Source organism: Aeromonas sp. FDAARGOS 1407 (assembly GCF_019048725.1).
Lineage (GTDB): Bacteria > Pseudomonadota > Gammaproteobacteria > Enterobacterales > Aeromonadaceae > Aeromonas > Aeromonas enteropelogenes.
Window position 1 is genome coordinate 666971 of record NZ_CP077399.1, and the last position, 23193, is coordinate 690163.

A 23193-nucleotide genomic window follows, 5' to 3' on the forward strand; every position below is an offset into this window, starting at 1 on the left:
GGCCCGCTTGCCTGCATGGAGTGGCCATGGCCACTCAACGCATCATATCAACCACGGCCGGCGCGCTTGCGATCCAGCTCGGTCAGCAACTTCTTGCGAATGCGGATGCTCTTCGGAGTCACTTCTACCAGTTCGTCGTTGTCGATGAACTCGAGGGCCTGTTCCAGAGACATGCGGATCGGCGGAGTCAGCACCTGAGCTTCATCGGTACCGGAGGCACGCATGTTGGTCAGCTGTTTGCCCTTCAGGCAGTTGACGGTCAGGTCGTTGGAGCGGGAGTGGATACCGATCACCTGGCCTTCGTACACTTCGGTCGCGTGACCGATGAACAGACGACCACGGTCCTGCAGACCGAACAGGGCGTAGGTCAGGGCCTTGCCGGTTGCGTTGGAGATCAGCACGCCGTTCTGACGCTCACCGATGTTGCCACCCTTGTGCGGACCGTAGTGGTCAAAGGTGTGGTACAACAGACCGGTACCTGAGGTCAGGGTCATGAACTCGGTCTGGAAGCCGATCAGGCCACGGCTCGGGATCATGAAGTCGAGGCGAACACGGCCCTTGCCATCCGGGGTCATGTTGGTCATTTCGCCTTTACGCAGACCCAGTTGTTCCATGACGGAACCCTGGTGCGCTTCTTCCACGTCCACGGTGACGGTTTCGAACGGTTCTTGCAGTTCGCCATCGACGGTGCGCAGGATAACTTCCGGACGGGATACCGCCAGCTCGTAGCCTTCGCGACGCATGTTTTCGATCAGGATGGAGAGGTGCAGCTCACCACGACCGGATACGCGGAACTTGTCCGGATCATCGGTCTCTTCCACGCGCAGGGCCACGTTGTGGACCAGCTCCTGGTTCAGACGCTCCAGGATGTTGCGGGAGGTGACGAACTTGCCTTCTTTACCGGCGAACGGCGAGGTGTTGACCTGGAAGGTCATGTTCACGGTCGGCTCGTCAACGGAGAGCGGCGGCAGCGCTTCAACGGCACCGGTGTCGCAGATGGTGTCGGAGATCTTCAGCTCGCCCAGACCTGTGATGGCGATGATGTCGCCCGCTTGCGCGTCGGTCACTTCGGTACGGGACAGACCCAGGTAACCCAGCACCTGGCCAACCTTGCCATTGCGGGTCTTGCCATCGGCGCCGACCACGGTCACCTGCTGGTTGGTCTTGACGCGACCGCGGGTGATGCGGCCGATACCGATAACGCCCACGTAGGAGTTGTAGTCCAGCTGGGAGATTTGCATCTGGAATGCGCCGTTGGTGTCAGCTTTCGGAGCTTCCACGTTGTCGACGATGGCCTGGAACAGGGGTTCCATGTTCTCGGACGGAGTGTCCAGATCCATGGTGGCCCAACCGTTCAGTGCAGAGGCGTAAACAACTTTGAAGTCCAGCTGCTCGTCGGTGGCCCCCAGGTTGTCGAACAGGTCGAATACCTGATCCATTACCCAGTCAGGACGGGCACCCGGACGGTCAACCTTGTTGATCACCACGATCGGCTTCAGACCCTGGGCAAATGCCTTCTGGGTCACGAAGCGGGTTTGCGGCATCGGGCCGTCTACCGCGTCAACCAGCAGCAGCACGGAGTCAACCATGGAGAGTACGCGCTCAACTTCACCACCGAAGTCGGCGTGACCCGGGGTATCCACGATGTTGATGCGGTAGTCGTTCCAGCGGATCGCAGTGTTCTTGGCGAGAATGGTGATGCCACGTTCCCGTTCCAGATCATTGGAGTCCATGATCCGTTCCTGACCTTCCGTGGAGCGGTCCAGGGTACCGGACTGCTGCAGCAGCTTGTCCACCAGCGTGGTTTTGCCGTGGTCAACGTGCGCAATAATCGCAATATTGCGTAAATTATCTAACATTCTCGCCTCAATACACCGGGTAAAATTGGGCGCTAATTGTACTCTCGCCTTTGTGATCTGCCTAGCAGAATTGCAGTACATTCGCGCACATCAACGGATCTGGATCATAGACCCGTCCCACAAAGCCTGCTTGGGCGCCTCGTGACTCCGTTATTGCGCACCATTTCAGTGCACCAAAACGATCCAGTGACGCACTAATTTGATGCATTCCGACGCGAAAGCGCCTACTTTTGGGGAGCCATCCTGCCGGGACTGCCCTGAAATCAAGCTGTCACAAACTTGGCACGATACTGGCTTATGTGAATACGACGACGCATTCACCCAAAAGAGTTTTAACACCGGAGGTTACTTAGCATGTCAGCCCAGAACGTTTTGGCCCTGATCCAGGAACACGAAGTCAAGTTTGTTGATCTGCGCTTTACCGACACCAAGGGTAAAGAGCAGCACGTATCCATCCCTGCTCATCAGGTTGATGAAGATTTCTTCGAAGACGGCAAGATGTTCGATGGTTCTTCCATCGGCGGCTGGAAGGGCATCAACGAGTCCGACATGGTACTGATGCCGGACCCGGCCTCCGCCAAACTGGATCCCTTCACCGAAGAGACCACTCTGAACATCGTCTGTGACGTGCTGGAACCTGCTACCATGCAAGGCTATGACCGCGATCCGCGCTCCATCGCCAAGCGTGCAGAAGATTTCCTGAAGTCCAGCGGCATCGCTGACACCGTGCTGTTCGGGCCGGAGCCGGAATTCTTCATGTTCGACAACATCACCTTCTCCAACACCATGGGTCACAGCTTCGTGAAGATCGAATCCGAAGAAGCTGCCTGGAACTCCGGTACCAACTACGAGCACGGCAACAAGGGTCACCGTCCCTTCGTCAAGGGTGGCTATTTCCCGGTTGCCCCGGTTGACTCCTCCCAGGACATCCGTGCCGCCATGTGTCTGGTGTTGGAAGAGATGGGCCAGGTTGTTGAAGCTCACCACCACGAAGTGGCCACTGCCGGTCAGAACGAGATCGCGACCCGCTTCAACACCCTTACCCTGAAGGCTGACGAAGTACAGGTACTGAAGTACGTGATCCACAACGTGGCCCACGCCTACAACAAGACCGTCACCTTCATGCCGAAACCCATGTTCGGTGACAACGGCTCCGGCATGCACTGCCACCAGTCCCTGGCCAAGAATGGCGTCAACCTGTTCGCCGGCGACCTGTACGGCGGTCTGTCCGAGATGGCGCTGCACTACATCGGCGGCATCATCAAGCACGCCAAGGCCATCAACGCCTTCGCCAACCCGACCACCAACTCCTACAAGCGTCTGGTGCCGGGCTATGAAGCCCCGGTCATGCTGGCCTACTCCGCCCGTAACCGCTCAGCGTCTATCCGTATCCCGGTGGTACCGAGCCCGAAAGCCCGTCGTATCGAAGTGCGCTTCCCGGATCCGGCTGCCAACCCGTACCTGGCCTTTGCTGCCCAGCTGATGGCCGGTCTGGACGGTATCATCAACAAGATCCATCCGGGCGATGCCATGGACAAGAACCTGTACGACCTGCCGCCGGAAGAAGCCGCAGAAGTGCCGACCGTAGCCGGTTCTCTGGACGAAGCCCTGGCAGCCCTGAACAGCGATCGCGAGTTCCTGACCCGTGGTGGCGTGTTCAGCGACGACTTCATCGACTCCTACCTGGAGCTGAAGCAGCAGGACGTTGACCGCGTACGCATGACCCCGCACCCGCTGGAGTTCGAGCTGTACTACTCCGTCTAAACCCGGACAGCCTGCCCGTTTAAATCCGGCCAGCTTGCCTAATCGTGACAAAACCCGCCATCTGGCGGGTTTTTTCTCTGATAGGATTAAGCAAAATACCGTCAAGGAGAGATGGATGAACAGAAGCTACATCGCATGGACGCTCACCCTGTTGCTGATCACTGCCGGTGCCGAGGCCGCCAAGGTTTATTCCTGGGTTGATGGCAATGGCGTGACCCACTACACGGATGCCCCGCCCCCCGGCAAGAAGGCCCAGGAGGTCGATCTGCGCACGGCCCCCCTCATCGGCAGCTCACCCCGCTCGGTGCAGGTGGAGAACTTCAACGCCCTGACCGGCGCCGATGCCAAGAAAGAACAGGAGGCCGCCAAGCTGGTCATTGAGCTGCTCTCCCCCGAACAAGGCAGCACCTTGCGCGACAACACCGGCAACATAGTATTTCAGGGACAGATCACCCCCCAGCCGCCGACGCAATATGACGTACGCCTGAAACTTGATGGCAAGGCCGCTCCCATCGTCAGCAACAGCCTGGCGATCCGGGTTGAAAACCTCGATCGCGGCGCCCACGAGGCACAACTAGAGCTGCTCGCCAAAGACGGTACGATCCTTGCTAAATCCACTCCAGTCACCTTTTACCTGCATAGAGCGAGTGTGGCTGCGGCTCCCAAACCCACCCCGAAGGCCAATCAGGGGTGATATAGCGCACCGATGCGGGTAAACTCAATGCACCATATCGGTGCATTACAGGTGCAAAGCACCGTTTTAGGGAGAAACCTGTGCCAACCCGCTCGGATAGTGCCAAGACACTCTTGGATAATCTGCTGACCGCCGTGATCCTCATGGATGAGCGGCTCTGCATTCAATTCGTCAACCCGGCGGCCGAACAGCTGCTCTCCCTCAGTGAACGGCGACTGATCGGCATCGAACTGCCCCACCTGCTGGAGCATATCTCCCTCGATCTACAGCGGCTCAAGCATTGCCTCATCTCGGGGCAGGGCTTCACCGATAGCGAAGTCACCCTGGTAGTGGAAGGGGAGCCCCGCCTGGTGGAGCTCAGCGCCACCCCCATGGCCGATCACGAGCAGCGACTCCTGGTGGTGGAGCTGCGTAAGATCGATCAGCAGAAGAAGATCAGCCAAGAGCAGCAGCAACACGCCCAGCAGCAGGCGGCCAAGGAGCTGGTACGTGGCCTGGCCCACGAGATCAAGAACCCCCTCGGCGGTCTGCGCGGCGCAGCCCAATTACTGCAAAAGGAACTGCCAGATCCTTCCTTGCGCGAATACACCGGCATCATCATCGAGCAGGCCGACCGGCTGCGGGTACTGGTCGATCGCCTGCTCGGCCCCCAGCGTCCCGGTCGCCACCAGATGCACAATGTCCACTCGGTGCTGGAGCAGGTGCGCCGTCTGGTGGAGCTGGAGTTGCCCCCCTCGGTACGCATCGAGCGAGATTACGATCCCAGCATTCCCGAGTTCGAGATGGAGCCGGACCAACTACAGCAGGCGTTTCTCAACATAGTGCGCAACGCCGCCGAAGCCATCGGCGATCAGACCGGCCTTATTCGCATCAAGACCCGCACCGCCTTCCAGATCACCATCCACGGCCAGCGTTACCGGCTGGCGGCGGAGATCAAGATCATCGACAACGGCCCCGGCATTCCCGATGCCATCCGCGACACCCTGTTTTATCCCATGATCACCGGCAAGGAGGGGGGCACCGGGCTCGGTCTCTCCATCGCCCAGAACCTGATCGATCAGCACAAGGGGCGCATCGACTGCATCAGCTGGCCGGGCCATACCGAATTCACCATCTTTCTACCGCTTCGCAAGTAAGGGACCACCATGACCGCCAAAGTGTGGATCGTCGATGACGACAGTTCTATCCGCTGGGTGCTGGAGCGCACCCTCGGCAGCGAAGGCTTCACCTGCGAGAGTTTCGCCGATGGCGAAGCCCTGCTCCATGCCCTGGAGCTTCGCTCCCCCGACGTTATCCTCTCCGATATCCGGATGCCCGGGATCGACGGCCTGAGCCTGTTGGAGCAGATCCACCGCCGTCAGGCCGACCTGCCCATCATCATCATGACCGCCCACTCGGATCTCGACAGCGCGGTCAACGCCTACCAGCGCGGCGCCTTCGAATACCTGCCCAAGCCGTTTGACATCGACGAGGCCGTGGCCCTGGTTCGGCGCGCCGAGAATCACCTCAAGGAGCAGCGCACCAAGCGCAAGGCGCGCCAGCAGGAGGCCAGCAGCACCCCGGAGATCATCGGCGAGGCGCCGGCAATGCAGGAAGTGTTCCGCGCCATCGGCCGGCTGTCGCGCTCCAGCATCTCGGTGCTGATCAACGGCCAGAGCGGCACTGGCAAGGAGCTGGTCGCCCATGCCCTGCACAAGCACAGCCCGCGCGCCCACAAGAATTTCATCGCCCTCAACATGGCGGCCATCCCGAAAGATCTCATCGAATCAGAGCTGTTCGGCCACGAGAAGGGGGCCTTCACCGGCGCCAACAACATCCGTCACGGCCGCTTCGAGCAGGCCGACGGCGGCACCCTGTTTCTCGACGAGATAGGCGACATGCCGCTGGACGTGCAGACCCGGCTGCTACGGGTACTGGCCGACGGCCAGTTCTACCGGGTCGGTGGCCATCAGCCGGTGCAGGTAGATGTACGGATCATCGCCGCCACCCACCAGAACCTGGAGAAGCGGGTCGCCGATGGCGAGTTTCGTGAAGACCTGTTCCACCGCCTCAACGTCATTCGCATCCATATTCCGGCCCTCAAGGAGCGCCGCGAGGATATCCCCCAACTGGCCCGCCACTTCCTGCTGCGCGCTGCCAAGGAGCTGAACGTAGAAGCCAAGAGTCTGCATCCGGATACTCAGGCCTACATCAGCCGCCTGCCCTGGCCGGGTAACGTCCGTCAGCTGGAAAACGTCTGCCGCTGGCTCACCGTGATGGCCTCAGGGCAGGAGGTGCTGGTAAGCGACCTGCCCACCGAGCTGCTCACCCCCATCACCAATACCGCCGAGCCGGGCCAGCCAGCCCTGTCCGGCGGCTGGCAACAGCAGTTGCAGGAGTGGGTGGCCGCCAAGCTGGCGCTGGGGGAAATCGACATCCTGGCGGATGCCATGCCCCAGTTCGAACGGATCATGCTGGAGACAGCGCTGGAACATACCCACGGCCACAAGCAGGAGGCCGCCCGCCTGCTCGGCTGGGGTCGCAACACGCTGACCCGCAAGCTGAAAGAGCTAGACATCTCCTGAGTCCAGAGGAAAAACGATTCCCATCACGCCTTGGTAAATCATTGCGCAACAAGAGCCCCGTTTGATTTCAAACGGGGTATCTTTTTTGAAAGCCCCCCCTAGAATGGCAGGCTTCAACCCCGACTCGAAGAAGGCGATATCATGATTGACAGATCTCTCCCCCTGACCGACCTGCACCGCCATCTGGACGGCAACATCCGCCCGCAGACCATCCTTGAGCTGGGACGTCATCACAATATCCGGCTGCCTGCCGATGAGCTGGAGGCACTGCGCCCCCACGTCCAGATCGTCGAGAACGAGCCAAGCCTGGTCGCTTTCCTGAAGAAGCTGGACTGGGGCGTGGCCGTGCTGGCCGACTATGACGCCTGTCGCCGGGTCGCCTACGAGAACGTGGAAGATCTGCTGCGCGCCGGCATCGACTATGCCGAGCTGCGCTTCAGCCCCGCCTACATGGCGATGGCTCACAAGCTGCACCCGCAAGGAGTGGTGGAAGCCGTCATCGACGGCGTGGCCGCCGGCAGCCGCGATTTCGGCATCAAGACCAACCTCATCGGCATCATGAGCCGCACCTTCGGCACCGAACAGTGCCGCAGCGAGCTGGAAGCCTGCCTGGCCCATCGCGACCAGCTGGTCGCCATCGATCTGGCCGGCGACGAGCTGGGTTTCCCGGGCGAGCTGTTTACCGATCACTTCCGCCAGGTGCGGGATGCCGGCATGCGCGTTACCGTGCACGCCGGTGAGGCCGCCGGCCCCGAGAGCATGTGGCAAGCCATTCGCGAGCTGGGTGCCGAACGTATCGGCCACGGCGTCAAGGCAATTCAGGATCCGGCCCTGATGGCCTATCTGGCCGAGCACCGCATCGGCATCGAGTCCTGCCTCACCTCCAACCTGCAGACCACCACGGTGGCGAGCCTGGCCGAGCACCCGATCCGCCAGTTCCTGGCCGCCGGCGTACTGGCCTGCCTCAACACCGACGATCCGGCGGTGGAAGGCATCGATCTGCCCTACGAATACGAGGTAGCCGCCCCGGCCGCCGGCATGACGGCGAGCGAGATCCGCACCGCCCAGCAAAATGGCCTGACCCTGGCCTTCCTGAGCGATGCCGAAAAAGCCGCGCTGAGCGCCCGCGCCGCCAGTCGCTGATTAACATCGGTACTGCAAATAAAAAATGGCCCACTGAAGTGGGCCGTTTTTATTTGGCTATGACGACTCATAGTTTCAAAAACATCGTGCTCTCCACAAATTCAATATCGACAACATGAGATATCTGGGCCGAGTTTGGCATGAGGGAGGACATAGCCATGGGAAAGAATCTGGATATATTCGGCAAGGCTCTACGAGATCACTACCTGAATCAAGGTAATGAGATGCTACAAATTAATATTGAGGGACAAGAATCATACCGTCTCCCATTATCGATATTTTTTCGACCGGCAGATTACTATGCCATTGATCGTTTAGCCTTGTCCCTGTGTTCCGGACGTATTTTAGATATAGGCGCGGGGGCAGGTGAACACTCGCTATTCCTGCAAAAGCATCGCCGTGATGTGACCGCGTTGGACATATCACCATTGGCTTGTGAAGTGATGCGGTGGAGAGGGGTCAACAGGGTCATCAACGCGGACATCTTTTCCGCCCGTTTCGATGCAGAATTCGATACATGGTTGCTCTTGGGCCGTAGCATAGGCGCAGTGGGGAGCCTTCCCATGCTCACTTGCTTGCTTTCTCTTGCCCATCAATATTTGTCGGCAAATGGCCGGCTCATTCTGAATTCCACCAACGGCACAACCAACCTGACGACAATACGCAAACTCTCTTTTACATATAACGGTGAAACTGATGAAACCGTCAGCTGGCTGGATATCGATCAGGAGACATTACGCCACCAGGGTGAAATATATGGCTTCTCCACTGAAATACTTCATAAGGAGGACGATGGTAATTACTTGGCTATTTTGAAAAAACAGCCATGACTATTTTCCCTGGTAATGAAGACGCTGGCAAGCCATCGCGTATGATCCCCCTCCCCCGGAGTGCATAGCGGTCATGGTTGGGCCTTGGCTGACGCCGAAGAAAGTGAGCGATTAATCCCGCGCCTGGTCGCGCTCCAGCGCCCGCTCCACCAGCGGCTCGGGCAGGGTCTTGGTTACCTCCACCCCCAGCTCGCGAAAACGCTCGGCCTGGGCGATCAGGTTGCCACGGCCATTGACCAGCCGCCCCATCGCTTTGTCATAGCTCTCCTGCGCCTTGTGCAGGCTACCGCCCATCTGCTGCATCTCTTCGACAAACAACCGCAACTTCTCGTAGAGGCGCCCCGCGCGCTCGGCGATATGACGGGCATTCTGGTTCTGCCGTTCGTAGCGCCACAGATTTTCGATGGTGCGCAGCGCCACCATCAGGTTGGTGGGGCTCACCAGCAGTATGTTGTTGTCGAGCCCGTAGCGCACCAGCGAGGGATCCGCTTCGAGGGCGGTGAGAAAGGCGGGCTCCACTGCGACGAACATCAGCACATAGTCGAGGGTACGCACCCCGGGCAGCTGCTGATAATCCTTGCGGCCCAGTTCGCGGATATGGTTGCGCACCGAGGCGACGTGCTCCTTGAGGGCGACCGATTTCTCCAGCTCGTCGTCGCTGTTGTACCAGCGCTCGTAGGCGGTCAGCGACACCTTGGCATCGATGATGATGTCTTTTTCCTGCGGCAGGTGGACGATGACGTCAGGCTGATAGCGCTTGCCCTTGTCCACCTCGATATTGACCTGGGTGTGGTACTCGTGCCCTTCGCGCAGGCCGCATTCGCTCAGGATGCGGGCCAGCACCACCTCGCCCCAGTTACCCTGCTGCTTGCTGTCCCCCTTGAGGGCACGGGTCAGGGCCGCCGCCTCTTCGGTCATGCGGGCATTGAGCTCGGCAAGGCGCTCCAGCTCGAACTTGAGGCTGTGACGCTGGGCCGTTTCCTGGGCGTGGGTTTCCCCTACCTGACGACGAAAACCCTCGAGCTGCTCTTTCAGCGGTGTCAGCAGCAGATCGAGACTGTTCTGATTCAGTTCGCGGAAGTTGCCCGAGTTTTGCTCGAAGATGCGGTTGGCAAGATTTTCGAACTGCTGGCTGAGGCGCTGCTCCGCTTCCTGCTGCAACTGCAGCTTCTCGGCGGCGGCCAGCCGCTCGCTGCGCAGGGTCGCCTCGGCATCCTTGAGACGGGCGGTGAGCTTGATCAGCAGGGTCTGCTGCTGATCCAGCTTCTGCTGACCCAGCATCCGCTCATCCTGCAGCTCGTCGAAACGATCCTGCAGCGCCTGATAACGCTCCTGAGCCAGCAACAGCGCCCTGGCCTGGGCGGCACTGGCCCGGCGTCCGGCCAGCCAGCCAATCCCCAGGGCCAGCACGGCGGCAGGCAGCAGGATCTCCCAGAGCCCGGGCTCGATCATTTGCGACTCCGTTGACGCAGAAAGAGTTCAAGATAGCGGTTAGCCAGCAACCAGATCACCACATAGAGGAGATAGGCGGCCAGCACCACCCACTTGTGCATGTTGACGCCGGTATCAAGCTCGACAAACTCGATACCCTTGATGCGACAGTAGATCCACATCAGCAGAGGAAACACATACAGCAGGGAGGCACGCCAGAGAAATAACCACATATGTTTTCATTCAGTCACGCAAAAAGACCCGCCTAGCTTACACAAGGGCAACCGCCCTTGCGATCCTGACTGCCGCGATTCTCTGGCTTGCGTCCATAAACTCCGATAAAATTAACCCCTAATAGGTATTAGGGGTGGGCATGACTCATTATTTCCTCCGTTGGCTGACACAAGGTTGGCAGGCTTCCCGCGCACCCGCCGTAGTGTGCCAGGAAGCACGCCCGCCATGGGCCATCGAGGAATCCCAGTATCTCTCCCTCTGTACCCGCTGCGGTGAGTGCTTCAAGGCATGCCCGCGCGGCCTGCTCAAACCCGCCTCCCGGGAAAAATATCAAGGCAGCCCGATCGCCGGCACCCCGGTGCTGGATCTCGAATGCGGCCAGTGCAGCTACTGTGGCAGTTGCGCCAGAGCCTGCCCCACCGGCGCCCTCGACCTGCAGCTGGGACGCCAGGTGCAGACCCGGGTCCAGATCGACGAGGCCAGCTGCCAGGCCCGTCAGGGCTTCTACTGCCTGCTGTGTGAAGATGCCTGCCCCCAGCAGGCGATCAAGGCCACCGCCGATGGAGTCAGCGTCAATATGGAAGCGTGTGACGGCTGTGGCGCCTGCGGACTGGCCTGCCTGCACGGTGCCATCACCCTGATCCGCCAGCCGGGCAACCGCTGATACGAAAAAGGAGCCAGCAAGGGCCCCTCTTATGTCTTGTTCGTTCCCGTTTCGGATCACGCCATCGCCAGGATGGACTCCTGTTCTATACCCAGCAGGTGGCACAGACGGGTAGGATCGCGTACCGCATCGGCCAGGGTGTACTCACCCAGCACTTCCAGGAAGGCGTTCATGGCGCGACGCAGGATCCCCTGAATGCGGCAGCCGCCGGAGAGGCGACAGTTCTCGCGCTTGCAGTCGACCGGACAGAGCACATGCTCCATGTCCATCACCACGTCCCGCAGATTGATGGATACCGCTGCACGGCCAAGGCGGATGCCGCCATGCTTGCCACGTACCGTCTCTATGTATCCCTTGATCCCGAGCTGGTGCACTATCTTGACCACGTGGTTGCGGGAGATACCGAAGGTGTCGGCCACTTCGGTGATGGTCGACAGGCGATCGCTCGGCTGGACGGCCAGGAAGGTCAGGGTACGCAGGGCATAGTCGGTAAATCGTGTCAGTTGCATGGTCGCACTTGCCTCTTACTACAAGCCAGAAATCAGGACGACAACATTGAGCTAAGAGGCAGGAGACAACCGCGTCGCCTGTGCGGGCCTGTCTCTTAATCTGAGTTGCGGAATGACAGGTTAAGAGCAGCACAACCGGGTGTCGATGAAGATGCACATAAATCGACACTTTCTTTGATTGATCGCAAACTTGCCGGGTTATCCCGGCGTTTGGTGGCATTATGGCGGGGAAATTTCCAGAACTTGGCACACTGCCAGCTCTCGCGTTCGCCCCTTGTCAGGGGAACTTCAGTGGGGCTGTTTCAGCCATTTCTTGAGGGCAAGGGAAGGGATGGAGCTCTCGGAGGCGACCGCAAAGGCGCCCCAATCCACCGCGCACTGCAGGGCCTCCTCGATTGCCATGCCCCGCGCCAACCCGTGGATCAGGCCGCCGGCGAAGGCATCTCCAGCCCCCGTGGTATCGACCACGGAGACGGGCCGCGCCGCCACCCGGATCTGCTCCTCGTCATGAATGGCCACGGCGCCGGCCTTGCCTTCCGTCAGTACCAGCCACTCCAGCTGCTCACCGGCCAGCTGGCGGGCATGTTGCCAAGGATCGCCCACCTCCCCGAGATCGGAGCGGGAAGCGATCAGCACGTGGCAGGGGCGGCGCACCTGCCCGCCCTTGGGGTACTGGGCTACCACGAAGCTCTTGCCGAGCATCTGACGCATGTAACCCACCATGGCGGTGCCCGGATAGTTCACATAGAGGCAGTCCACTCCCTCCAGCGGCATGTCGCCGGGCAGATCCGGGCGCCGGGGGCGCCTGAGGATGGTGCGCTCGCCGGTGGCATCCACCAGGATCAGCAGTTCACCGGTCTCACCCCCGAAGCGCTCCACGTGGCTGCAATCCAGCCCGTAACCGGCCGCCTGTTCCAGCAGCCAGTCCCCCGTCTCGTCCAACCCGATGCGAGAGGCGATAGTCACCTCATGACCGGCCCAGACCAGCCCGATGCCGGTGTTGGCGGCGCCACCACCCAGCCTGCGCCCCTGATCCACATATTGCAGACGGGCACCGGCCACCAGGGGTTCGGAGAGAGAGAGCACATGATCACAGTTGAGATTGGCAAGCAGCAGAATCCGGGACATAGCGACCTCTAACGACGAGTCTGAAAACGGCACAGGCAGAGCCCAGAGTAGAGCTCAGCCAGCCCAGAGGTGCAACCGGCAGAGGGGCAGGATCCGATCCGGATCAATAGATGGGGAGCTCCACCCCGGCCATCAGCTCATCGATGCGCGCCTGGGTCGGCTGCTGCATCACATTCTGGATCACCTCCTTGGTGAGGTGGGGCGAGAAGGAGCTGATGAAGTCATACATATAGTTCTGCAAGAGGATGCTCTTGCTGAAGCAGATCTGCGCCGGGCAGGGTTTGAACAGGTGCTCCAGATTGATGGAGACCAGCCCGGGACTGTCGGTATCGTTGGCTACCAGCGACGAGATGATGCCGATGCCAAAGCCCAGCTCCACGTAGCGCTTGATCACCCCCGCATCCATCACCGTCATGTAGTAGCTCGGCGAGAGGCCCGCGGCCTGAAACGCGTCGTCCTGCACCTGACGACCGGTTGCGCCACTCTCGTAGCTGAGGACGGGATACTGGCAGAGCTGCTCCAAGGTCGGCTTCTTCACCCTGGCCAGCGGATGATCCTGCGGCACCACCAGAGAGAGGGTCCAGAGGTAGGCCGGCAGGGCGATGAGCTCCTTGTCGAAGCCAATCTCGTGAGCCACGATGGAAAAATCCGAATACCCCTTGCTGATCTGCTCCTTGCTGGCCGACATCACGGGATGGAGGTGGAACGAGATCTTGGGGTACTTCTTGGTGAAATAGGTGACCGATTTTGGCAGCAGATAGCGGGCGATGGTGTGGGTGGTGTGAATATTGAGGGTGCCCACGGTCGGATCCAGATACTCGCGGGAGATCGCCTTGATCTTGCTCTCTATGTTGAGCATCGCCTCGGCACACTTGATGATCTCCTCCCCGACCGGGGTGATGCGGTGCAGGTGCTTGCCACGGCGCTCGAAGATCCGCACGCCCAGCTCGCTCTCCAGCAGGCCGATCTGCTTGCTGACACCGGGCTGGCTGGTATAGAGCGCATCCGACGCCACCGAGACATTGAGGTTATGGTCCCGGATCGCGATCAAGTACTTCAGTTGCTGTAGTTTCAAGGCTTCACCCTCTCAGGCTGGCGCGGCGTTCAAGCCAGACAAACTGGCCGCCACAAAGGGCGGCCAGTGTATCATTCATGGCCGACATCGCAGCGCTTGATCCTTCATTTTGCTACAAAATCTAGCACTCCAAGGGGGTGGCTGACAAACCGACCTCAGGCTTCGCCAGGCTGCACCGGCAAGATCCCCAGAAACTGCAACAACCACTGCATCATGGTAGCGGAATCCACTTCCCCCTCCAGCGAGGAGAGGCTGCGTTGATAGCGTTCATCGGGCAGCAAACCGCGCCGGCGCTCGATCAGCGCCCGGTTGTACTCCACCGAAAATTCCGGATGCCCCTGGATGGCGACGATATGATCACCCTGCAAAAACATGAAATTGGGACAAAAGTCGTTGCCCGCCAGCCGGGTGGCTCCGGGGGGCAGCAGCGCGACCTGATCCTGGTGACTCGCCAGGATGCGGATCTGCTCCCGCGCCGGCGCCATCCAGGGCGCATCGGCCAGCATGGGATGGACCGAGACCCCCAGCCCCCACCCCTTGGTAGACTTCACCACCTCCCCCCCCAACGCCTGGGCGATCACCTGATGGCCGAAACAAACGCCGGCCAATTTGACGTCGGCGTCGTGAGCACGACGGATCCAGTCGCGTAGTGCCTGGATCCAGGGAACATCGCTGTAGGCATCGTGGCGGGATCCCGTGATGAGCCAGGCATCGCACTCGCGCAGATCCTCCGGCAATTCGCCGTCGAGGGCCGACCAGACCCGAAATTCCAGTTCAGGCGCCAGCGGCTGGAATCCCTTGATAAACATCTCGGAGTAAACGGGGCCAAAACGATCCACCAGATCGGGATCCAGCCGGTCACAATCAAGAATACCCAATCGCATCTGTTATTCCTTTACAAAGTTGCCCCCGCAGATCCATGACCTGCGGGGGCAAAGAGTTAGTCCATGGCAGTGGGGCAGAACGTCACTTCATGGTCGGCATGGAGAATTCGGCGCCGCTGCGCAGACTCTGGGGCCAGCGTGCCGTCACCGTCTTCATCCGGGTATAGAAGCGCACCCCATCCGGTCCGTGCATGTTGAGCGGTCCGAAGATGGACCGCTTCCAGCCGCCAAAGCTGTGAAATGCCATGGGCACGGGGATGGGAACGTTCACCCCTACCATACCGACCTGCACCCGCGCCGTGAAGTCCCGCGCCGTATCGCCGTCACAAGTGAAGATGGCGGTGCCATTGCCGTACTCGTGCTCGTTGATGAGCTTGAGCGCCGTCTCGTAATCGGGAACCCGCACGATGGAGAGCACGGGGCCGAAAATCTCCTCCCGATAGATGCGCATCTCCGGGCTCACCCGATCGAACAGGCAGCCACCGATGAAGTAGCCCTCTTCATGTTGCAAGCCACGACCATCGACCCGCAGTTGAGCCCCTTCGGCCACCCCCTGATCCACATAACCGCGCACCTTGGCCAAATGCTCGCGGCTGATGAGGGGGCCCATTTCGTTCTCTTGTGCCTGCCCCAGCCCCGGGCCGACCCGCAGTTTCTCCACCAGCGGCGCGAGGCGTGCCACCAGCGCATCGGCGGTTTCATCCCCTACCACCACGGCTACCGAGATGGCCATACAGCGCTCCCCGGCCGCCCCGTAGGCTGCCCCCATCAGGGCGGAAACTGCCTGCTCGAGGTCTGCATCCGGCATCACCACCATGTGGTTCTTGGCGCCGCCCAGCGCCTGCACCCGCTTGCCGTGGGCCGAAGCGGTCGAGTAGATGTACTCGGCGATGGGGGTGGAGCCGACAAACGATACGGCACCGACTCTCGGATCGGTCAGCAGCACGTCCACCACCTCCTTGTCGCCGTTCACCACGTTGACCACGCCGTCCGGCAGGCCGGCCTCCTTGAGCAACTCGGCCATGCGCAGGGAGAGGGACGGATCCTTCTCGGACGGTTTGAGGATAAAGGTATTGCCGCAGGCAATGGCCACCGGGAACATCCACAGCGGCACCATGGCCGGGAAGTTGAACGGCGTGATGCCGGCGCACACCCCGACCGGTTGCATCATGGAGTAGCTGTCCACCCCGCGCCCCACGTTGAGGGAGTGCTCCCCCTTGAGCAGATGGGGAATGCCACAGGCGAACTCCACTACCTCCAGACCGCGGGTCAGCTCGCCCTGGGCGTCGGAGAAGACCTTGCCGTGCTCGCGGCTGATGAGCTCCGCCAGCTCGTCCCTGTGTTGCTCCATCAGCTCCTTGAAGCGAAACAGCACCCGCGCTCGCACCAGCGGCGGGGTCTGCGACCAGTCAGAAAAGGCCTGCTGGGCCACAGCGATGGCCTCCTGGCACTCCGCCGCGCTCGACAGCCCCACGCTTCCCTGCTGCTTGCCACAGGCCGGATTGAAGATGGCCCCCTGGCGTTCGCTGCGACTCTCCTGACGTACGCCGTTGATAAAATTGCTGACCCTGTATGTCATGTATCCTCCGTGATGGGTAATGGTTGAGTACGCCCGACCTGCTCAAGGCCCCGCCGAAGCGGGGCCATTGGCGGGATCAGGGCTGGGCCTGCAGGGCATCCTGCAGCAGGGTAAAGAGATCGTCGATCTGGCTGCGCTCTATGATGAGGGGCGGCGACAGGGCGATGATGTCGCCGGTGACCCGGATCAGGGCCCCCTTCTCGAAGCAGCGCACAAACACCTCGTAGGCACGCTTGCCCGGCGCATCGGGCATGGATTCGAGCTCGATACCCGCCACCAGACCATAGTTGCGCACATCTTTCACATGCTTGCAGCCCTTGAGCGAATGAGCCGCCTCCTCCCAATAGCCCGCCAGATCGGCGGCGCGGCTGAGCAGGTTCTCGTTGCGGTAGATCTCGAGGGTCGCCAGGCCCGCGGCCGCCGCCACCGGATGACCCGAATAGGTATAGCCGTGGAACAGCTCGATGGCCCCCTTGCCCGCCGCCATCATGTCGTCATAGATATGGTTCTGAACCAGCACGGCCCCCATGGGGATAGCGCCGTTGGTGAGCCCCTTGGCACAGGTGATCATGTCGGGGATGACATCGAACTCCTGGGCGGCAAACGGGGAGCCGAGGCGACCGAAGCCGGTGATCACCTCGTCGAAGATGAGCAGGATGCCGTGTTTGGTGCAGATCTCCCGCAGCCGCTTGAGGTAGCCCTTGGGCGGCATGATGACCCCTGTACTGCCGGCGATGGGCTCGACGATCACCGCCGCTATATTGCTGGCGTCATGCAAAAAGACGATCTTCTCCAACTCGTCGGCCAAGGTGACATCCTCGTCAGGCAGTCCCTTGGTGAAGGCGTTTTTGGCGATGTTGAGGGTGTGGGGCAGATGATCCACCCCGGTCAGCAGGGAGCCGAACCATTTGCGATTGCCGGGAATGCCGCCCACCGAGATGCCGCCAAAACCGACACCATGGTAGCCGCGTTCGCGACCGATGAGCCGGGTACGGGTCCCCTGACCCCGGGCCCGCTGCCAGGCCAGCGCGATTTTCAGCGCCGTATCGACGGATTCAGACCCGGAATTGGTATAGAAGACGTGGCCGAATCCCTTGGGGGCTATCTCCACCAGCCGGTTGGCCAGCTCGAACGGCAGGGGGTGGCCCATCTGGAACGTGGGAGCAAAATCGAGGTGAGAAATCTGCTGGGAGACCGCTTCGGCAATCTCGCGGCGACCATGACCCGCGTTGCAACACCAGAGCCCGGCCGTGCCATCCAGTATCTTGCGGCCATCCTCTGAGTGATAATACATCCCCTCTGCCGACTTCAGGATGCGCGGCGCCGCCTTGAACTGCTGGTTGGCGGTGAACGGCATCCAGAAGGCGGACATGTCGGAGGGGGTATTGATGTCGCTGATCGGTTTCATGGTCACCTCATCCTTAAGGTGTTTAGCAACTATCGGCTATCGCCTATTAAATTAAACACCTGAATTCCTAAAAAAGGGCTCATTATTGCCCTGTCCGGTGTCACCCCGGCTAGATGGCATGAGCAGGGTGGTATAAGATATTTAACACAAATTTAATAATAGTAAACAGCAAGGAGTGTCTATCGATGGATATCGGTCACCGTCTCAAGGCGGTTCGCACCAAGGCCGCCCTCTCCCAGCGGGAGCTGGCCAAACGTTCGGGCGTGACCAACGGCTTCATCTCCCAGATCGAGAAGAATCAGGTAAGTCCCTCCGTCGCCTCCCTGCGCAAGGTGCTGGAAGGCATTCCCATGTCCCTGGCCAGCTTCTTCACCGACGAGACCGAGATGGACTCCGAGGTGGTCTTCCGCGCCGATGAGATGCCGGATCTCGGCACTCATCCCATCAGCTACCGCCTGGTGGGCCACAGCCGTGCCAACCGCGCCATCGGCATGCTGCAGGAGATTCTGCCGCCGGGCGCCGATACCGGTGACGACATGCTGAGTCACGAAGGGGAAGAGTGCGGCATCATCATCCGCGGTGAAGTCGAGGTCACGGTGGGCGAGCAGATCTACCTGCTGGCGGCCGGGGATGGCTACTACTTTGACAGCCGCACCCCGCACCGGTTTCGCAACGTGGGCGAGCAGGAGTGCGTGCTGATCTCGGCCAACACCCCCGCCAGCTTCTAAACGACTGCTCCCCCTCGGCAGGGAGCAGTGTTTAAGAAATTGTTACAGGATTGATTTACAAGTGGCGGGTTGTTTAGCATATTGATACGCGGGAACTGACTTATGACCGGTTCAAGGAGTGAACATGAGTGACCTGACCCTGGCCCAGTGGCAACACAAGGCCGCCCACCTGACCCTGCCCTCGCAAGCCTTCATCGACGGCAGCTACCGGGACGCCATCAATGGCGCCACCTTCGATTGCATCAATCCGGCCAACGGCCAGCTGCTGACCAAGGTTGCCGCCTGCGACGACGCCGACGCCGAACTGGCGGTGCAGGCTGCCCGCACCGCCTTCAATGACAAGCGCTGGAGCGGCCTGTCGCCGAAACAGCGCAAGCAGATCCTGCAGCGTTTCGCCGAGCTGATGCGCCTCAATCTGGTGGAACTGGCCCTGCTGGAATCGCTGGATATGGGCAAGCCCATCGGTGATGCCATGGGCTATGACGCTCCCGCCGCCGCCAACTGCATCGCCTGGAACGCCGAGGCCATCGACAAGATCTACGATCAGGTCGCCCCGGTGGAGGAGTCCGCGCTGGCGCTGGTGACCCGCGAGGCCCTCGGCGTCGTGGCCGCCATCGTGCCCTGGAACTTCCCGCTGGTGATGGCCTGCTGGAAGCTGGGTCCGGCGCTGGCCACCGGCAACTCGGTGATCCTGAAACCCTCCGAGAAATCCCCCCTCACCGCCCTGCGCATCGCGGGCATTGCCAAAGAGGCGGGCATTCCGGACGGGGTCTTCAACGTACTGCCCGGCTTCGGTCACACTGTAGGCGAGGCGCTGGCCATGCACATGGACGTGGACTGCATCACCTTCACCGGCTCCACCAAAATCGGCAAGCATCTGGTGGAGTGCTCCGGCAAGTCCAACCTCAAGCGCGCCTTTATGGAGTGCGGCGGCAAGAGCCCCAACATCATACTGGCGGACGCGCCGGATCTGGACGCCGCCGCCCGAAGCGCCGCCGGCGCCATCTTCTACAACCAGGGCGAGGTGTGCACCGCCGCCTCCCGCCTGCTGGTGCAAAACAGCATCAAGCCGCAATTCATGGAGCGACTGCTGGCCCACGCCCGGGAGTGGATCTCCGCCAACCCCCTCGACCCCACCACCCGCATCGGTGCCATGGTGGACGACATCCAGATGGCGCAGGTACTGCGCTATATCGATATCGGCCAGCAAGAGGGGGCCAAGCTGCTGCTGGGAGGCAAGCGCACCAACGAGGAGAGCGGCGGCTTCTACATCGAGCCCACCATCTTCGACGAGGTGACCCCAGAGATGCGCATCTTCCGCGAGGAGATCTTCGGCCCCGTGCTGGCGGTGACCGGCTTCGATACCCTGGAGGAGGCGATCGCCCTTGGCAACGACACCGACTACGGCCTGGCCGCGGCGATCTGGACGGCGGATCTCAACAAGGCGGTCAAGGGCTCCCGCGCCCTGCGCGCAGGCACAGTGTTCGTCAACAACTGGGATGGCGGCGATATGACAATGCCGTTTGGCGGCTTCAAGCAGTCCGGCAACGGGCGCGACAAGTCATTGCATGCGCTGGAGAAATATACCGAGCTGAAAAGTACCTGGATCCAGCTGGAATAATCGCAGAAACAGCTTCCATCTTCGCAAAAGGGGGTTAAAACCCCCTTTTTCATTTTTCCCCTTTCATCGCACGTCTCAATCGATATAATTATCAAACAGGCAAGTCGTTAAATATTAAGATAAAAATGTTATTTTTTCTGGGAAGTGTACTGTTTCTGGTGATCGGCCTACCCCTGCTGTTTTTCGCACTGGGGCATGGTGAAGCCTACGTGACCTGGGGCCCCTGGATCTCGGCCATCGCCCTGATGCTGTGGCTGCTGCGGGACGTCGACAAGATCCGGCGTGGTGGCCGCTAGACGGTAAAACATATCGTCACCATCCATCTTTCCCCATTTATTCGCTTCTGTCCCTCCTAAAGGATCGCTACACTGGTTTTTTGCGATGCGTTCTCGCATCCGACTCTCCAGTGAAGGTTATCCGCATGCAGCAACAAATTCAGCGCCAGGGCGTCATCTACGCCTTGTGCGCCTACACCCTTTGGGGCCTGGCCCCCATCTACTTCAAGACGATTTCGGCCGTACCGGCCGCCGAGATCCTGACCCACCGCATGATCTGGTCCTGCGCCCTGCTGCTGGTGCTGACCCTGCTCGGCCGCCAGTGGCACAAGGTACAGGCAGTGCTGCGCCAGCCCAAAGTGTTGCTCACCCTGGCCTTCACCTCGGTGACCGTTGGCGGCAACTGGCTGCTGTTCATCTGGGCCATCAACAACGGCCACATGCTGGATGCCAGCCTCGGCTACTACATCAACCCCTTGTTCAACGTGCTGCTCGGCATGCTGTTCCTGAGCGAGAGGCTGCGTCGCCTGCAGTGGTGGGCGGTCGGGCTGGCGGCGATCGGCGTCGCCATCCAGATCATCGCGTTCGGCTCCCTGCCCTGGATCGCCCTGGTGCTGGCGGCGAGCTTCGCCATCTACGGCCTCATTCGCAAGAAACTGGCCCTCGACGCCCTCACCGGCCTCTTGATCGAGACCCTGATCATGCTGCCCCCGGCCGCCTTCTATCTGTGGGGTATTGCCGACAGCCCCACCAGCCATATGACCGAAAACAGCTGGCACCTGAATCTACTGCTGATCGCCGCCGGCGTGGTCACCACGGCCCCCCTGCTCTGCTTCACCGCCGCCGCGACCCGGCTCAAGCTCTCCACCCTGGGCTTCTTCCAGTACATAGGGCCCAGCCTGATGTTCATCCTGGCGGTCACCCTGTACGGCGAGGCACTGGCGCTGGACAAGATGGTCACCTTCGCCTTCATCTGGAGCGCCCTGGTGCTGTTCAGTCTGGACGGGCTGCGCAGCGGCAGCCGCCGGCCGGTGACACAGCAGGATTGACGGTGTGGCTCGTCGCGCTGCAATAATCTACAAGCCTTGAGCCGGCTTTCAGGTTATCAATAGACGATGAGCACACCCCACTCCCGCATCCACTACTGGCAATCCCGGCTGCTGCCGGGGGTTGAACTCTCCCACTCCCACCACAGGGAGTTCAGCTATGGCCGCCATGTTCACCTCGACTATCACATCGGTCTGGTGCAGCAGGGCGGCCAGAAATTCATCCACAAGGGCAGCAGCCACAACCTGGTGCGCGGCGAGCTCTCCACCGTCAATCCGGACGAGATGCACGACGGCCTGAGCCTGCTGCCGGAAGGGTACGAGGTGCGGGTGTTCGCCATCGCCCCCGAACAACTGGCCATCTGGCTGCCGGACAGCCCTGAACCCTTCTTCGACAAGGGACTGCAGAGCCGCCCCGACCTCTATCTGGGTTTCGCCCGCCTGCACATGTATCTGGGCGAGGCTCCCGAACCTGACGGCCTGCTGGCGGAGAGCCAGCTGCTGGCCCTGCTCGGCGAGCTGCTGCACATAGCGCCGGAGCGACACGCCCTGGCCGACCCCCAGCTCAGGTACCTGCGCGACTATCTGATGGCCCGGCTCGACGAGCGTCACAGCCTGGAGGATCTGGCCGCCCTGTTCGGGCTGGATCGCTTCGCCTTCTTGCGCCAGTTCAAGAAGAAGACCGGCATGACCCCCTACGCCTGGCTCAAGCGGCTGCGGCTGGAACGAAGCAAACGGCTACTCGGCAGCGGCCTGCCGGTGAGCGAGGTAGCGCTCGCGGTCGGCTTCTTCGATCAGAGCCACTTTCACCACGGGTTCCGGCAGGCCTTCGGCCTTACTCCCGCCGAATATCGCCAGCAGATGCGCCCCGTCTCGGACGTACCGGACTGATAACGGCCACTGGCACGGACGAATCCGCGGCGATCGGTGCAATCTTTTACAATCAAACCGGCCCCGCCTCCTTCATCCTGTGACCTCATCATGTCGTTGAGGTTATGCCCATGTTTACCAGCCTGTTTCTGACCATAGGCCTCATCCATCTCGTTGCCCTGGCAAGCCCGGGCCCCGACTTCGCGCTGATCCTGCGCACCAGCCTGCACAGGCCCACTGCCCTTGGCGCGGCGCTGGGCATCGCGCTCGCCATCTTGCTGCACGCCACCCTGAGCCTGACCGGCATCAGCTTGCTGATCGCCGAACATCACTGGTTGTTCATGGTGGTGAAGATGGTCGGCGCCCTCTATCTGGGTTGGCTCGGCTGGGGGGCGCTGATGGCCGCCTGGCAAGGGTCGGGTGAGCAGGCTTTCAAGGCCGGTGGCGAGCGCGCCGGCTGGCGCAAGGGGGTGCAGAGCGGCCTGGCCACCAACTTGCTCAATCCCAAGGCGCTGTTGTTCTTCATGGGGCTACTGGCGGCCATGGTGACGCCCCAGGTGGATGGCCTGACCCGGGGACTGCTGGTGCTGGAGCTGTTCCTGCTGTCGCTCTTCTGGTTCGGAGCCCTGGCCTGGAGCCTCTCCACCGTGCGGGCCCAGCGCCTGCTCGGCCGGGTTCAGCGCCCCCTCAACCTGGTGACCGGCCTGCTGTTTGGCGCCGTCAGCCTCTCCATCCTGGGTGGCATGCTGGGCGAACTCTCCCGCGCCTTCTCCTGATCAGTGAAGCGTCGCCCCCTGTCGTGCTGGCCCCTGTTGTGCACCATGTCGGCAGACTAGCCCCACTCTGCTGTTCACCCTGTGAGCAAGCCGCACAGTAAATTGATCTGG

General features: G+C 61.0%; 22 protein-coding genes. 13 read left to right on the forward strand and 9 right to left on the reverse strand.

Annotated features, from left to right (window positions below):
- Window positions 1-47: 47 nt before the first annotated feature.
- On the reverse strand, window positions 48-1859 hold the full coding sequence (gene typA / locus I6L37_RS03215) for a translational GTPase TypA (RefSeq protein ID WP_026456607.1): 1812 nt from the start codon (window positions 1857-1859) through the stop codon (window positions 48-50).
- 354 nt (window positions 1860-2213) lie between these two features.
- On the opposite strand from typA, the gene glnA reads away from it, so the two are divergent.
- The 6 genes from glnA (at window position 2214) to I6L37_RS03245 (ending at window position 8854) form a co-directional block, all read left to right on the forward strand.
- Entirely contained in the window at window positions 2214-3623 is a 1410-nt protein-coding gene (gene glnA, locus I6L37_RS03220) for a glutamate--ammonia ligase (protein WP_026456606.1), read from the forward strand.
- 115 nt (window positions 3624-3738) lie between these two features.
- Complete coding sequence (locus I6L37_RS03225; protein WP_042025292.1) at window positions 3739-4317, forward strand: DUF4124 domain-containing protein; 579 nt, start codon at window positions 3739-3741, stop codon at window positions 4315-4317.
- An 80-nt stretch (window positions 4318-4397) separates the two neighbouring features.
- The gene (gene glnL, locus I6L37_RS03230) at window positions 4398-5453 is read left to right on the forward strand and encodes a nitrogen regulation protein NR(II) (RefSeq protein ID WP_216993254.1); all 1056 of its coding nucleotides are present in this window, start codon (window positions 4398-4400) and stop codon (window positions 5451-5453) included.
- A 9-nt stretch (window positions 5454-5462) separates the two neighbouring features.
- Window positions 5463-6881 (forward strand): nitrogen regulation protein NR(I), encoded by a 1419-nt coding sequence (glnG, locus tag I6L37_RS03235; RefSeq protein ID WP_216993255.1) that lies wholly within the window; start codon window positions 5463-5465, stop codon window positions 6879-6881.
- Window positions 6882-7022: 141 nt separating this feature from the next.
- Window positions 7023-8024: an adenosine deaminase gene (gene add / locus I6L37_RS03240; RefSeq protein WP_216993256.1), complete on the forward strand. Its 1002-nt coding sequence runs from the start codon at window positions 7023-7025 to the stop codon at window positions 8022-8024.
- Between the two features lie 158 nt (window positions 8025-8182).
- Window positions 8183-8854 (forward strand): bifunctional 2-polyprenyl-6-hydroxyphenol methylase/3-demethylubiquinol 3-O-methyltransferase UbiG, encoded by a 672-nt coding sequence (locus tag I6L37_RS03245; RefSeq protein WP_216993257.1) that lies wholly within the window; start codon window positions 8183-8185, stop codon window positions 8852-8854.
- A 111-nt stretch (window positions 8855-8965) separates the two neighbouring features.
- On the opposite strand, the gene rmuC is transcribed toward I6L37_RS03245, so the two are convergent.
- Both rmuC and I6L37_RS03255 read right to left on the reverse strand, forming a co-directional pair.
- Window positions 8966-10306 carry a DNA recombination protein RmuC gene (rmuC, locus tag I6L37_RS03250; RefSeq protein ID WP_216993258.1) on the reverse strand — a complete coding sequence of 447 codons (1341 nt, stop codon included), beginning with the start codon at window positions 10304-10306 and terminating at the stop codon, window positions 8966-8968.
- Window positions 10303-10518 (reverse strand): hypothetical protein, encoded by a 216-nt coding sequence (locus I6L37_RS03255; RefSeq protein WP_026456343.1) that lies wholly within the window; start codon window positions 10516-10518, stop codon window positions 10303-10305. The genes rmuC and I6L37_RS03255 overlap by 4 nt, the downstream gene beginning before the upstream one ends.
- 140 nt (window positions 10519-10658) lie before the next feature.
- Here I6L37_RS03255 and I6L37_RS03260 point away from each other — a divergent pair, with 140 nt between their 5' ends.
- Window positions 10659-11183: a ferredoxin-type protein NapF gene (locus tag I6L37_RS03260; protein ID WP_201981862.1), complete on the forward strand. Its 525-nt coding sequence runs from the start codon at window positions 10659-10661 to the stop codon at window positions 11181-11183.
- A gap of 56 nt (window positions 11184-11239) precedes the next feature.
- Here I6L37_RS03260 and I6L37_RS03265 read toward each other — a convergent pair whose 3' ends face one another.
- The 6 genes from I6L37_RS03265 to I6L37_RS03290 all read right to left on the reverse strand — a co-directional run bounded on the left by I6L37_RS03265 (window position 11240) and on the right by I6L37_RS03290 (window position 17766).
- Complete coding sequence (locus tag I6L37_RS03265) at window positions 11240-11692, reverse strand: Rrf2 family transcriptional regulator (RefSeq protein ID WP_026456341.1); 453 nt, start codon at window positions 11690-11692, stop codon at window positions 11240-11242.
- A gap of 288 nt (window positions 11693-11980) precedes the next feature.
- Window positions 11981-12820, reverse strand: coding sequence for a PfkB family carbohydrate kinase (locus I6L37_RS03270; RefSeq protein ID WP_042025299.1), 840 nt, complete (start codon window positions 12818-12820; stop codon window positions 11981-11983).
- 103 nt (window positions 12821-12923) lie between these two features.
- Window positions 12924-13895, reverse strand: coding sequence for a LysR substrate-binding domain-containing protein (locus I6L37_RS03275; RefSeq protein WP_026456340.1), 972 nt, complete (start codon window positions 13893-13895; stop codon window positions 12924-12926).
- A 155-nt stretch (window positions 13896-14050) separates the two neighbouring features.
- Window positions 14051-14779, reverse strand: coding sequence for a glutamine amidotransferase (locus tag I6L37_RS03280; protein WP_042072560.1), 729 nt, complete (start codon window positions 14777-14779; stop codon window positions 14051-14053).
- A gap of 82 nt (window positions 14780-14861) precedes the next feature.
- Window positions 14862-16358, reverse strand: coding sequence for a CoA-acylating methylmalonate-semialdehyde dehydrogenase (locus tag I6L37_RS03285; RefSeq protein WP_042072561.1), 1497 nt, complete (start codon window positions 16356-16358; stop codon window positions 14862-14864).
- 76 nt (window positions 16359-16434) lie between these two features.
- Entirely contained in the window at window positions 16435-17766 is a 1332-nt protein-coding gene (locus tag I6L37_RS03290; protein ID WP_201981856.1) for an aspartate aminotransferase family protein, read from the reverse strand.
- Between the two features lie 185 nt (window positions 17767-17951).
- Between I6L37_RS03290 and I6L37_RS03295 the strand changes: the two genes are divergently transcribed.
- The 6 genes from I6L37_RS03295 to I6L37_RS03320 all read left to right on the forward strand — a co-directional run bounded on the left by I6L37_RS03295 (window position 17952) and on the right by I6L37_RS03320 (window position 23082).
- Window positions 17952-18494 carry a cupin domain-containing protein gene (locus I6L37_RS03295; RefSeq protein ID WP_026456339.1) on the forward strand — a complete coding sequence of 181 codons (543 nt, stop codon included), beginning with the start codon at window positions 17952-17954 and terminating at the stop codon, window positions 18492-18494.
- A 124-nt stretch (window positions 18495-18618) separates the two neighbouring features.
- On the forward strand, window positions 18619-20115 hold the full coding sequence (locus tag I6L37_RS03300; protein ID WP_216993259.1) for an aldehyde dehydrogenase: 1497 nt from the start codon (window positions 18619-18621) through the stop codon (window positions 20113-20115).
- 125 nt (window positions 20116-20240) lie between these two features.
- Window positions 20241-20411 carry a hypothetical protein gene (locus I6L37_RS03305; RefSeq protein ID WP_167335337.1) on the forward strand — a complete coding sequence of 57 codons (171 nt, stop codon included), beginning with the start codon at window positions 20241-20243 and terminating at the stop codon, window positions 20409-20411.
- 125 nt (window positions 20412-20536) lie between these two features.
- Entirely contained in the window at window positions 20537-21439 is a 903-nt protein-coding gene (gene rarD / locus I6L37_RS03310; RefSeq protein ID WP_042027126.1) for an EamA family transporter RarD, read from the forward strand.
- 66 nt (window positions 21440-21505) lie between these two features.
- Entirely contained in the window at window positions 21506-22327 is an 822-nt protein-coding gene (locus I6L37_RS03315) for an AraC family transcriptional regulator (RefSeq protein WP_216993260.1), read from the forward strand.
- A 110-nt stretch (window positions 22328-22437) separates the two neighbouring features.
- Window positions 22438-23082, forward strand: coding sequence for a LysE family translocator (locus I6L37_RS03320; protein WP_216993261.1), 645 nt, complete (start codon window positions 22438-22440; stop codon window positions 23080-23082).
- Window positions 23083-23193 lie beyond the last annotated feature (111 nt).